Annotated in this window: 5 protein-coding genes and 1 CRISPR repeat array; of the genes, 2 read left to right on the top strand and 3 right to left on the bottom strand. The window is 68.9% G+C overall.

From position 1 onward, the window contains the following. Positions 1-527 precede the first annotated feature (527 nt). Complete coding sequence (locus tag IEZ12_RS36460; protein WP_229848677.1) at positions 528-1,682, bottom strand: methyltransferase domain-containing protein; 1,155 nt, start codon at positions 1,680-1,682, stop codon at positions 528-530. Positions 1,683-2,856: 1,174 nt separating this feature from the next. On the opposite strand from IEZ12_RS36460, the gene IEZ12_RS36455 reads away from it, so the two are divergent. Together IEZ12_RS36455 and IEZ12_RS36450 are read left to right on the top strand one after the other, a co-directional pair. Then, entirely contained in the window at positions 2,857-3,750 is an 894-nt protein-coding gene (locus IEZ12_RS36455; RefSeq protein WP_189278587.1) for a hypothetical protein, read from the top strand. Further along, a complete protein-coding gene (locus tag IEZ12_RS36450; RefSeq protein ID WP_189278585.1) occupies positions 3,735-7,286 on the top strand; it encodes a DEAD/DEAH box helicase in 3,552 nt (1,183 codons plus the stop codon). Before IEZ12_RS36455 ends, IEZ12_RS36450 begins: the two co-directional genes overlap by 16 nt. Before the next feature lie 445 nt (positions 7,287-7,731). Here IEZ12_RS36450 and IEZ12_RS36445 read toward each other — a convergent pair whose 3' ends face one another. Next, positions 7,732-7,875 (bottom strand): hypothetical protein, encoded by a 144-nt coding sequence (locus IEZ12_RS36445; RefSeq protein ID WP_189278583.1) that lies wholly within the window; start codon positions 7,873-7,875, stop codon positions 7,732-7,734. 2,657 nt (positions 7,876-10,532) lie between these two features. Next, positions 10,533-11,053: direct repeats of the CRISPR family, unit length 24 nt; unit sequence CATCCCCGCGGGCGCGGGGAGCAG. A gap of 311 nt (positions 11,054-11,364) precedes the next feature. After that, positions 11,365-12,428, bottom strand: a protein-coding gene (locus IEZ12_RS40865; RefSeq protein WP_444542903.1) for an IS630 family transposase whose coding sequence is annotated in 2 segments (ribosomal slippage) — positions 11,365-11,981 and positions 11,981-12,428 — 1,065 coding nt in all. Because the reading frame shifts where the segments join, the coding sequence is not laid out codon by codon here. Positions 12,429-12,580 lie beyond the last annotated feature (152 nt).

Below are 12,580 nucleotides of genomic sequence, written 5' to 3'. Positions count from 1 at the left end.
CGGGCGCGGGGAGCAGCAGCAGGACGTGGCGTCGCTGGCCGTGCAGCGGGGGTCATCCCCGCGGGCGCGGGGAGCAGTTTCGGTGACGACCGGTGCCGGCCTCGTCGTGGGGGTCATCCCCGCGGGCGCGGGGAGCAGTCTTGTTGACCTGGGGTGTTGGGCGCGAGTGGTACGAGAATCCGCTACTTTCCGAAATTCGGACATAAACGGCTTTCTTCCCTACCGGGGGCGTCGTCCTCCGGGTCAGCGGTGCGGTGAAGGTGTCAAGGAGCAGTGGCGCGTGGGTGGATGCTCCCATGGCAGTACGACGCCCCTGTGCACGGGGAGCAGCTGCCGGGCCGTGGCCGGGCGCTCCGGACGGTGTGGGGCCCTCCCCCGCGCGTGCGGGGAGCAGCACTCCGTCGCCCCGGTGGTCATGACGGTGTCGGGACCATCCCCGCCGACACGGGGAGCAGTTGTCCGTCCCGGCTTGTGCAGGTGGGCGGGGCCCGTTCGTACGTGCCGGTGGAGCCGTCCCTGGTGTGGGGTCAGGCTGGTGTGGGCCAGCGTGGTCCGGTGTCCGGGGCGCCGAACCACGTCCATTGCTCGTAGGGGGTGACGGTCATGCCGTAGTCGTACACCTCCGGCCGGCCGAGCCCGGCCCATTCGTCCCTGGCGGCGCCGATCTCGTCGGCGAGGCGGCGGGGGCCGCCCTGGTGGACGAACACGCCGTCGGGGGTGGACGACAGCGTCGCCCAGGACGAGACGCCGTCGTGGATCCACGCCGACACCCCGTCCTCGTCGACCGCGGTCTCCACCCGGATGTCGGGGAGGGCGACCCGCAGGTGGAACAACAGGTCCCAGTCCTCGAGTTCGGCCGGATCCCGATCGATGCGCCGCTCGGGACCCGGTGGCGTGCCGCGGCGGATGTCGGCGAAGCCGCGGGCCGGGGCGCCGACGGCAGTGCTGGTCCGGTCGGGCATGAACTGGGCCAGGCCCTGGAGCCAGCCGGTCGCGGTCCTGTGGTCGTCGGCGACGGTGAGGGCGACGTGGCCGAGGCGGCCCCATGGCACGACCAGGCGCCCGCCGGGCACAGTCTGTTCGATCCATGACCATGGAATCCGTTCGACGGCGTAGGTGGCGATGACGCGGTCGAACAGGGCGCCACCGGGCAGACCTGAGCCGCCGTCACCCCCCTGCACGCGCACGTCCAGGCCCGCAGCCCGTAGGCGGGAGGCTCCGACTGCGGAGAGGGCGGAGTCGACCTCGATCGAGGTCACCTTGCCGGGCCCGGCGCGGTGGGCGAGCAGCGCGGCGTTCCATGCGGTGCCGGTGCCGAGTTCCAGGACGCGATGGCCGGGTTCCAGCAGCAGCGAGTCGAGCATGTCGACAACGACGGCCGGCGCGGACAGGCTGGAGGATGGCAGGTTGTCGGTGATCTGAGTGACCGCGGGCCGGCTCGGGTGGCCGTAGAGCAGTTCCAGCCATCGCCCGGGGGCGGTGTCGTGGTCGACGGGCTGCCAGGCGTGGCCGTCCCAGTCCCACAGACGGCCGGGTGCGAACAGGTCGCGGGGAAGTGCGGCAACCGCGGGGCGGATCCACGGCGAGCGCTCCGGCCACTGTCCGGTGCGCGCCATCTCCGTGTCGAGGAGCTGCCGCCACACGTCTGCGGACAGGCTGGTGGTGTTGTCGACCGCGGTCACCGTGCTTCCCCCTACTTCTTGTGCTTGCCGGTGCCCGGCTGAGGCTTGTCGACCTTGCCGTCCGCGTTGCCCGGCGGGGGCGTCCCCGTCCCTGGATCCGGTGTCGGCTTCTCGTGCTCGCCCATGACCTCTCCTCCCCGATGCCCGGCCGGACCGACTCCGGCCGGGTGCCATCGTCCCGCCCCTGTGCCGAGTGCGGAAGGGCGCACGAGAGTGCTCGGTGAGCGCACCCGATTGACCCAGGCCGACCTCAGATGACCATCCCCGCTCGCGCGGGAGGACAGCTGAACGCGTGGCCGATCATGCCCGCGACCCACGGCAGACCCCCACGCGTGCGGGGAGCAGGCCTGAGTGCTGGTCTCCATGCGGATGATCGTGGAAGCATCCCCGCGCGTGCGGGGAGCAGCGAAGAGCGGCACGCGATCCTCGGCCCCGACACGGGGTCATCCCCGCGCGTGCGGGGAGCAGGCACCCTGCTCAACACGCGGTCGCCGCCCACAGGGACCATCCCCGCGCGTGCGGGGAGCAGCTGGATGCCGGATCGAGACCCGAGCGCCGTGCCGGGACCATCCCCGCGGGGGCCGGGGGCAGGTCGAGAACCACTTCGTGGTGGACCCGGCGAAGGGACCATCCCCGCGTGCACGGGGAGCAGATTGACACGGAGCCGTCTGACTGGGCCTTCGCGGGGCCATCCCCGCGGGCGCGGGGAGCAGCCGACCCAACTCACCGCCTCCCGACCGCAGTTGGGGTCATCCCCGCGGGCGCGGGGAGCAGCCTCGTTGACCTGCGGTGTTACGCGCCGTCGACCGGGAAATGACCCACTTTCAGAGAATCGGACATCAGCGATCTTTCTCTCCTTGCGGATGCTTCCGGTGCGGGCCGGCCCGTGGCAGGCGCCGCTCGAGCACGGTGGCACCACCCTTGGACTGCGCTGCGGAGATGTCAACGAGCAGCAGCACGCGGGTGGATGATCCCACGGCGGTGTGACACGAGCGGACATCTCAGTTGCCGACAGCGCTAGCCATCAAGCGATCACTGCGAGAACATCCCGCAGGTGAAGGAACAACAGCTGTGCCTTTGCCCGGGGTCGGTATGTGTGAGGGCCAAGGGCTCCGGTTGTGAAGTGCTCGCGTGAGATGATCCGTGTCTCACGGCTCAGGGGGTTCGAACATCCGTGGCGATCACTGTCGACGACATTGCACGGGCGGATGCGCTGGCCGACGCGATGCGGCACCAGGTGTCCCCGTTCTTCACACGAACCCCTCAGGCTCAGGACGCGTCTTGCCCATGGCATCTGGTCACGTTGGCTCCGGAAGGAACTCAGGAGCGGGCGGCGGTGGCCTGGATCGTCGCGAACGCCATCATGCGGCACCGCTCCGGTCGCTCGACCGCGTATGACTTGTGGCGAACCGCGGTCGCTACAGGCAAGCCACTCGATCAGGTCGGGGTCTCACGGGTCTCGGTCTGCGTGAAGCCGGTATTCGGACTGCCGACGAACCCATCCAATGCTGCGGACCATGTGCCAGGGCACGTTGGTGAATGGCTCTGGTATCTGTTCATGCGGGAAGAGGACACGTCCGGCCGGACAGTTGCGTTCTTGGAACCACCGAGCTGGAGCGTGACCGAGGGCGGCGGGGACGGCTTTGTCGTCCATCGGCTGGCCGGAGAGCCAGACGCCTCTCTTCTGTTCCGTCTTTGGGAGATCAAGAAGTTCACCGGCACGGGGTCCGTCAGCGGGACGATCACCGATGCTGCCTCCCAGCTCAAAGATCGCGGCCTTGAGTACCTGGCCAAGCTCTGCAGCTCGCATGCGGACGAGCCGGGCGACGTCGGCCAACTGATGTCCCAGCTTGTGGAGTTGTGGATCCAGGCGGATCCCAGCGGCGGTGCCGGCGTGAGCGTGTCCACCAACACCGCCTCGTTGCCCAAGCGAAGCGCCTTCACTCAGGTGTCCAACTACCTGCCGGATCACCGACACCCAGGACAGCTGCAAGGGCTGATCGTTGCAGTTCAGGACTTCGCGAAGTTCGCCGACCTGGTGAAGGAGCACCTGTGGAGCGCACTCTGAGTCTGCCTGTCCTGCAGGTTGCCCTGGGCTCGCTGCGCACTTCAACGCTGCCAACTCCCGAGGAGCTGATGCGACTCATCGCCAGCATAGAAGTGCGCGCGATGATGAACAGGTTCGAGGTCGACCAGGCGGTGCTGCGCACCGCCTGGTACCTGCACGGCGTTGCGGCGCTCCCGGAGGCTGCCGAGCTCTACAGCCCAGTGCGGCAGAGGCAGGCATTCGCCGTCAGCGCTCACATTTTCGACTTGGCGCTTGCTGATGAGCAGAGGCCAGCCTCCGAGCGCCTGTCGTTGGCTTTCGGTGCGCAGATCGGCTACCGACGCTGTGACCAGGAGCCGAACGCCACAGCGGTCTGGCGTCGGGTAACCAACCTGTGCCATGGACCAGATCCGTTGAGACTGGACTTGGACGAGGGGCCGCTGGCGGCACTGGATGCCATCGAGACACTCTCCCTCGAGGCCGGGGTTGCGTTTCTCGGTTTTGACACCGGACGGCTGTGGGAGCTGTTGCGGCACTGGCGCCGTCAGCTGGAGGAGCTGCAGGATCTTCTCGGTCTGGACCACCTGGAAAGTACGTTGTTCGGGCCGACCCAGGACGTGGTGAACGCCGTTGCGGACCTGACGAACTATCTCGTTTTCGGTGCACGTGATCGCCTTCGGCGCGCTGAGGAGGCTCTCGAGCGCGTGGTGAGCGGTCGCAGCGGGCGAGGCGACGTCAACGCGCAGTGGGTCGCGGCCCACCTGCTTCGGCTGCTGGGCGAGCTCCGCGCAGGAAGCTTGTACGAGTTGCTGCCGCCCGACGGCCGACAGGCCGTCGCCCAGGCCTTCACCCTGACGGCACCGCCAGTGTTGACCTTGTGGCAGCCCCAGCGAGAGCTTCTCAGCCGGGGCGCCGCCAATCCGCTGGATCCAGCAACGGGCCGGCTCCTGGTGAGCGTCCCCACCAGCGCCGGCAAGAGCCTGATCTCGCAACTGATCATGTGCTCGCATCTGGCCTCTGTGCCTGGACGCGTCATCTACGTATCGCCGCTGCGAAGTCTGACGCGGGAGATGCGACGTTCCCTACGTGAACGGCTGCGGGTCCTGGACCGGGAAATGGGTGCAGACATTCCGGACTTCCCCGGTTCGTGGCATCTCTTCGGTGAGGACGATGAACCCGCAGACGTCGAGGTCATCACTCCCGAGCAACTGATGCACGCCCTGCGAAACGACCCAGAACAGGCGTTGCAGGACGTGACCCTGATCGTGGTAGACGAGGCCCATCACATGGCCCAAGGAAGGCGCGGGTTCATCCTGGAAGGGCTGCTGGCGTTCTGTCAGACCTATCCCGATGCTCCCCGCCTGGTCCTGCTCTCGGCGGCGGTCGGCAACGGTGCCGCGCTAGCCACCTGGCTCTCCCCTGGCGCGCCCGAAGTCCTGTTCACCTCCGCGTGGCGCGGACCACGGCGTCTGCACGGCCTGCTGTCCACCACGGCATCCTGGGATGAGAAAGCCACCACACGGCGGCGGTCGGCAGACTGGCCATGGCAGACCACCGTCCCCTTGTCGGTTGCCATCAGCCTGCGTCCTACGGAGTCAATGACACCCATTCAACTGTCGACCACCCAAGTCGGTGAGCTCGTCCTCAAGCATCGGGAGGAGCACAGCCTGAGGGAGTGCGAGAAGGACAAGGGCAAAAGCACGGCCGCGTACAAGATGTTCGCCGCAGCCGCGACCCTGCTGCTGCCCGCAGGCGCAATGCTCGTCGTTGCCGGCACCCGAGACCGGGCTCAGTCCACGGCACTCGCGATGACAGAACACCTTCCCGAGCACGAGCCGGCCGTGGAGCTGGCGCAGCTCTTCGCCGAACAGCTGGGTGAGGAGCATCCCCTCATCCGCTGCACCCGCCGAGGGGTAGCCTTCCACCACGCAGCGCTGCCCGAGGACGTCTTGGCAGCAGTCGAAGACGGACTTCGAGGTGGGCGCCTCCTTGCTGTGGCCAGTACGAGCACACTGACCGACGGCGTCAACCTTCCAGTTCGCACTGTATTGATCACGGCGGACCTGGACCACGATCAAGCCTCCGATCATGCCTCCCGGTCTCCGGGACTCGATGCGGCCCGGCTGCTCAACGCCGTCGGTCGGGCCGGGCGGGCCGGCCAGGAAAGCGAGGGGTGGATCCTGCTCGCACTCAACCGCGAAATTGGCGCCGAGGACTACGACCTGTTCGCCCCCAGCAACGATCACTTGCATGTCCGTTCCGCCCTGGCCAATCACGCCGCACTGGAGGCACTGGCGGCCGCTGAGTTGGCAATCGCCGCAAGTGCAGACGGTGTTCTGGCGGTAGCACAGGGCATGGCGGCCGACTTCATCAGCTTCGTATGGTTCGTGCTCGACGCCCACGCACACCTCGAAGCTGGCATGCCCAACCCACTCGGCGTGATTGACCGCCTGCTGGCAATGCAGCAACTTCCTGCGTCCGAACAGGAACGCTGGCGTGCCCTGGCACAGGCCACCAGGACCCGCTACAGCGCGGCAAACCCGTCCACCCGACGACGGTGGACCAGCACAGGAACCAGCCTGCAGAGCGCCCGCACGCTGGACGCTCTCGCCCGCCGGGTCGCCCGACGCGTGTCGGCCATTGAGGCGGGTATGAACGACTTCGACCTGTGGTCTCAGATCGAACCCGAGGAACTGCCGCTGGCACAGACACTCCGGATCCTCGAAGAAGAGAGGGTCTACGAAGTCCTCCTGCAACTGCCCGAGCGGGAGCAGGCCTGGCAGTTCCACGACCGCCGCCGAGGAAGGAACCGGCAGACGGTCGACGTCGATCTCGTCACTGCCATCAACGCATGGGTTTCAGGCGCCTCCATTCCGACCATGGCCCGGCAATGGCTTCCGAACGCGGACATCGACTGGGCACTCGAGCAGGCTGTCTCCAACATCAGCATCACCTTTGAGCACTACCTGTCCTGGACAATCGGCGCCCTCATCAACATGGTCAACGAGCAACTATCCAGCGAGCTCGCTCCGGTACGCCTGCGTACAACCACCGCCTGGTGCATCCGCTACGGCGTCGACACCGATCAGGCACTGAACCTGCTCGTCCACGGCATCCGCTCCCGCACCCTCGCCTATCGAATAGGCCGCCAGGCCGAAGCCGAGAACATCCCCCACACCAACCTCACCAACTGGCTGGCCTCCCAGCACCTCCCCGGATGGCGACACCGCTACACGCCGACCGCCCTGGAAACCGATGACCTCCTGGAGTACGTCCGCAAGCGCCGCCGCAGCCCGCTGCGAGCACTGCTGGCCGGGCGAACCATCGAACTGACGGCCGAAACCTACCCGGCCACTACACCGACCAATGTCACCTTGACCTGGACCGACAGCAAACCTGCCAGTGAAATCCTCGTCACCGACCAACACGGCATCCGCGGCCGCATCGCCGCCAGTGACCACAGCGATCTTGCTACTGTTCTGCGCAGCGGACTTGTGATCGACGCGTCCTTGAACGGAAGCACTCTGCTGCTGCGCCACGCAGCAGCAGAACAGTGACCCAGCAGTTGGTCCCGCATGAGCTGACGCGCCATCGTGGCGCAGACGGAGAGCAGGTCTGCAGCCAAAATGCCCAGGAGCTGGCGACAATCCCCACGCGGCCGGGGAGCAGCCGACATCGCCACCTTGGTCGGCAATCGGACCGGGACCATCCCCGCGTGCACGGGGAGCAGACCGCCGCCCGGTCCCTCCCCTCTCAAGTCGCAGGACCATCCCCGCGTGCACGGGGAGCAGGCCGGCAGTGGTGATGCCGAGGCCGCGGGGGAGGGACCATCCCCGCGCGCACGGGGAGCAGCGAAGAGCGGCACGCGATCCTCGGCCCCGACACGGGACCATCCCCGCGCTTGCGGGGAGCAGGGCAGGCCGGTGAGCAGCAGGCCGCGGCCGTAGGGACCATTCCCGCACGGGCGGGGAGCAACGGGTGCCTCGGCCTCCCGGTGGGCGGCTAGAAGTGCTTGTCGAGCCAGCCCAACAGCGAGAACGCTCGTCGGCTCTTCTCGTCGGTGCCGAACAGCGCGGTCGAGACGACGGCGACGGCGAGCAGAAGCATCACGGCCTCGCGCGCGCCGATCGCAGGCTGACTGTCCATCAGGGTTTCCTCCGGGATTGGTTGGCGGTGCCGGTGTTCAGCGTAGGAGCCTTTCCTGGGGCAGGGCCCGCGCGAACCCGCAGCCCTGGGCGACGTGGGATCATCCCCGCGCGTGCGGGGAGCAGGCCGGCCTCGCGCCCGATGTCCTGTCCCGACTGGGACCATCCCCGCGTGCACGGGGAGCAGCGACCACGCTCTCCCACGAGGCTGCCGTTGTGGGGACCATCCCCGCGTGCACGGGGAGCAGCGGGTGCACCTCTCGGTAGGGACGTGGACGGCGAGGACCATCCCCGCGTGCACGGGGAGCAGCTCGTTGACCTGCGGTGTTACGCGCCGTCGACCGGGAAATGACCCACTTTCAGAGAGTCGGACATAAGCGATCTTTCTCTTCTTGTGGATGCTTTCGGTGCGGGCCGGCCCGTGGCTGGCGCCGTTCGAGCGCGATGGCGCCGCCCTTCAGTTGTGCTGTGAAGGTGTCAAAGGGCAGTAGCACGTGGGTGGATGCTCCCACGGCACTACGACGCCCGTGTACACGGCGAGCGGCGGCCGGCCGCACGGGCGGCGGCGAAGCGCTGGGAACCATCCTCGCGGGCGTGGGGACCACTGCTGCGGCTGCCACTTGCCCGCGCCGGTCGGGGGATCATCCCCGCGCGGGCGGGGAGCAGCCGATGATGCTGGACACGGTTGCACCTCGCTGGGGACCATCCCCGGCGCACGGGGAACAGTGTGTCGGCCTTCGCGGCAGCTTTCGCGGTGCAGGACCATCCCTGCGGGCACGGGTAGCAGAGCGCGGCAGCGGCCTGGAGCGGTACGTGCGGGGGACCATCCCCGCGGGCGCGGGGAGCAACCGCTCGGCCTGGACGCTGTCGCCGACGGCCGGGGACCATCCCCGCGGGCGCGGGGAGCACACCCGGCCGAGCCAGACCAGGCCCTGCTTGGCGGGACCATCCCCGCGAGCGCGGGGAGCAGTCCCAGCACTGGCGGCACTCGCCCCGGGGCGGGGGTCATCCCCGCGGGCGCAGGGAGCAGTTGACGCCCTGGTCGTGGCGGAAGCGCTGGTCGGGGCCATCCCCGCGCGTGCGGGGAGCAGCCACCGTTAGAACCTAACGGTGGTCCCGGGGTGCGACCATCCCCGCGGGCGCGGGGAGCAGACCTGGCCGTCGCCCCTGAGCTCGGTGAGCTCGGGGTCATCCCCGCGTGTGTGGGGAGCAGAAGCACGCCGTCGAGATGGCCGGCGACTTCCAGGGGTCATCCCCGCGGGCGCGGGGAGCAGCTGGTCGGCATCAGCCGAACGATCATCGACACGGGACCATCCCCGCGGGCGCGGGGAGCAGGCCAAAAGCATCACCAAGTCCGAGCTGTGCGTGGGGCCATCCCCGCGGGCGCGGGAAGCAGGGCTCGTCGATCCCGCTGGCGGACCTGGAGCAGGGACCATCCCCGCGCGGGCGGAGAGCAGACCGGTGCCGGCAGCGACCGGGCAGAGGCCGAGGGATCATCCCCGCGCGTGCGGGCAGCAGGTGCAGGTCCCCCCTCCGCCTCCGGCGAAGACGGGATCATCCCTGCGCGTGCGGGGAGCAACTTCGGCGTGCCGGTGACCGCCTCGCCGACGCGGGATCATCCCCGCGTGCAGGGGAGCAGTCACGCCTTCTGCCACCACCACCCCCGCGCTTGGGACCACCCCCGCGGGCGCGGGGAGCACAAGGCGACAGCCTCGCCGTCCCGGTGCGGGTCGGGACCATCCCCGCGCGTGCGGGGAGCAGACGACTGGCAAGAACGTCGTCCCGCGAACCCTGGGACCATCCCCGCGGGCGCGGGGAGCAGTTACAGGCAGGCGTGCGCGACGGATCACAGTCGGGGTCATCCCCGCGGGCGCGGGGAGCAGCTGGCCTTGGACCAGGCGGAGCTGTCGGTGCTGGGGTCATCCCGCGCGTGCGGGGAGCAGGGCTATGGCCCTCATTGGGACACTCACCACGTGGGACCATCTCCGCGCGTGCGGGGAGCACGTGCTGCCAGCAGTCGAGATCCACAACGCGCCGGGACCATCCCTGCGCGTGCGGGGAGCAGTAGTCCCGGCCGCCCGGCGTCTCGGCGGGGTTGGGACCATCCCCGCGCGTGTGGGGAGCAGGGTGGATCTGGTCGTCGTCGGGCTGGAGTTCGGGGGACCATCCCCGCGCGCGTGGGGAGCAGATCATCTCTTCGGCGGGGTACTCGGAGCAGACGGGACCATCCCCGCGCGTGTGGGGAGCAGCGCCCGACCGGCCCGACTTCCAGGCCGTCGTCGGGACCATCCCCGCGCGTGTGGGGAGCAGCCGCTCCGGCAGCCGCCCGCCGGACCCTTTCGGGGACCATCCCCGCGCATGCGGGGAGCAGACTCGTTGACCTGCGGTGTTACGCGCCGTCGACCCGGAAATGACCCACTTTCAGAAATTCGGACATAAGCGGCTTTCTTCCCTGCCGGGGGCGTCGTCCTCCGGGTCAGCGGTGCGGTGAAGGTGTCAAGGAGCAGTGGCGCGTGGGTGGATGCTCCCACGGCAGTACAACGCCTGTGGTCACGGGGAGCCGCCGGCCGAGGTACCCGACAGTCTTCTGACGGCGAGACGATCTCCGCGTGCAAGGATCAGTTGCTGTACCGGGCGACGGATCCTCAACTCGAGGAACCATCCCCGCGCGTGCGGGGAGCAGCCCCACCAGATCGAGGTGAACCCCGGCATTCCGGGACCATCCCCGCGCGTGCGGGGAGCAGGTGACTGCCCCGCCGCAGCCCGACCCGGGCGTGGGATCATCCCCGCGGGCGCGGGGAGCAGAGCGGCGGTGTGCAGCAGCTGGCGGACCTCTCGGGGCCATCCCCACGGGCGCGGGGAGCAGGCGGCGGGCGATCTCCCGCTGGGGGGCGGGCCCTGCGGCGGGGCCATCCCCGCGGGCGCGGGGAGCAGGTCCTGGCGGTGCTCGTCGGCCTCCCGGCCGCAGGACCATCCCCGCGCGTGCGGGGAGCAGGACGCCGGCCGACCGCAGATGCCGGAGCCCGCGGAACCATCCCCACGCGTGCGGGGAGCAGCGATGAGCTCGAGGCGTCTTCCGAGCTCCAGCAGGGACCATCCCCACGCGTGCGGGGAGCAGGGAAACGGCCCCGGAACCCCGTGTCCGGGGCCGGGACCATCCCCACGCGTGCGGGGAGCAGACTCCGCTATCTGCGGTTCAGCCGGGTCGAGTTTTCCGAGTGTTCAGCCGACCGGGTTGGCTATGACCTGGCGTGATGCGTCGCGTTGATGTCAGCAATGCGGCAGAGGCTAGCGTCCTGCGGCGGCGATCAGGATCTCTGCGATCTTGCGCATCGCGTCCCATCGGTCGTCGAGCGGCGTGTCGCCGGCCTCGGCGGCGCTGAGCATCTTGTCGATCCGGTCCTGGACGGCCTTCTTGTCGCCCGGGACGAGTTCGCCCTGATAGTCGTTGATACTGAACTTGAATGCGTGATGTCGGTCCTGGTCGTGGTCAGCCGTCCATGATCAGGCCGGCGCCTGCGAGGCAGCCGTCGATCAGGTGCGGACGGTACTGGATCTTCTTGAGGCGTCGTTTGACGGCCTTGGCCAGGTGGTCGACGTTGATCGCGGCGAGGTTGCCGAGCCCGCGTTTCACCAGCGCCCAGACGCCCTCCTGCGGGTTGAGATCCGGTGCGTACGAGGGAAGTTGGAAGACCGTCAGCCAGTGCTCGTTCGCTGTGATGAACTCCTTCATCTGCGGCACGAGGTGCACGGACAAGTTGTCCCAGACCAGCACGATCGGACCGCCGAGCTGAGTACGCGCCCGCACGATCAGGTCCCGGTACTCCTGCCAGGTGAACGCCTTGGGCTCGCCCTTGCGACCCCGGTGGACGCGGAACCCGTACATGAACCGGGAACGAGCGCCCGTCTTGTAGCAGGCCATCCCGGCTATGGAGACTCGGCCGGATCCCCGGCCACGGACTCGCACAACTGGCGTGTGCCCCACACGGCCCCAGGTTCTGGCACGCGGCGGTCTCAGAGTCTGCCCGGCCTCGTCCTCGAAGACGATCCAGGCCCCTCGAGCCGCCGCGGTGCTTTTACCCGAGGCCACACCTCCTTCTTCCACAGCTCGATGGCGGCGTCGTCCCGCTCGATCGCCCGCCTGGCCGGCTGCTGCCACGACCAGCCGTGGCGCCTGAGCAGCGCCCAGGTTCCCTCGACGGTGTAGCTGACGTGGAACATCCGCCCGATGAGCGTCTTGATCCGGGCCAGCGTCCAACGCTGGTCCTCCCAACCATGCGCCAGTGGGCTGCGCTCCAACTCGCGCTCCAACCGAGCCACTTGCGCATCACTCAGCTTCGGCCTACCCGGAGAACCCTTCGACTGGACCCCGGCCTCGCCGCCCTCCCGCCACCGCCGGCGCCAGCGCTCCACCGACCGCTCCGACACCCGCAACGCGGCAGCGATCTCCCGATTCTTCTCCCCGCCCTCGAAACGGGCCACGGCCTGCAGCCGAACCCGCTCCCGAGCAGCCCTCTCGGCGTCGGTCAAGCCGCCACCCTGCGCGTACCTCACCCCCCGAGAGCTACCGGACCGGTCCCCCCGCCGTCAGAAAGTGTTGGGTAATCGGGTGATCACTCGTTCTTGAGATCGTCGGCGAGGCGGCGGGCTGCTTCGGTCTCGATGGGGCCGCGCGGTGCGATCTCCTCGCCGGCGAGGCGGGCGGC

Source organism: Kitasatospora griseola (assembly GCF_014648555.1).
GTDB classification, from domain to species: Bacteria; Actinomycetota; Actinomycetes; order Streptomycetales; family Streptomycetaceae; genus Kitasatospora; species Kitasatospora griseola.
The sequence above is the reverse complement of the archived record's forward strand: the minus strand, read 5'-3'. Positions and strand labels throughout refer to the sequence as shown.

Excerpts from the sequence above, each read along its gene's own strand:
- IEZ12_RS36445 (WP_189278583.1), bottom strand. The coding sequence starts at position 7,875 with ATGGACAGTCAGCCTGCGATCGGCGCGCGCGAGGCCGTGATGCTTCTG.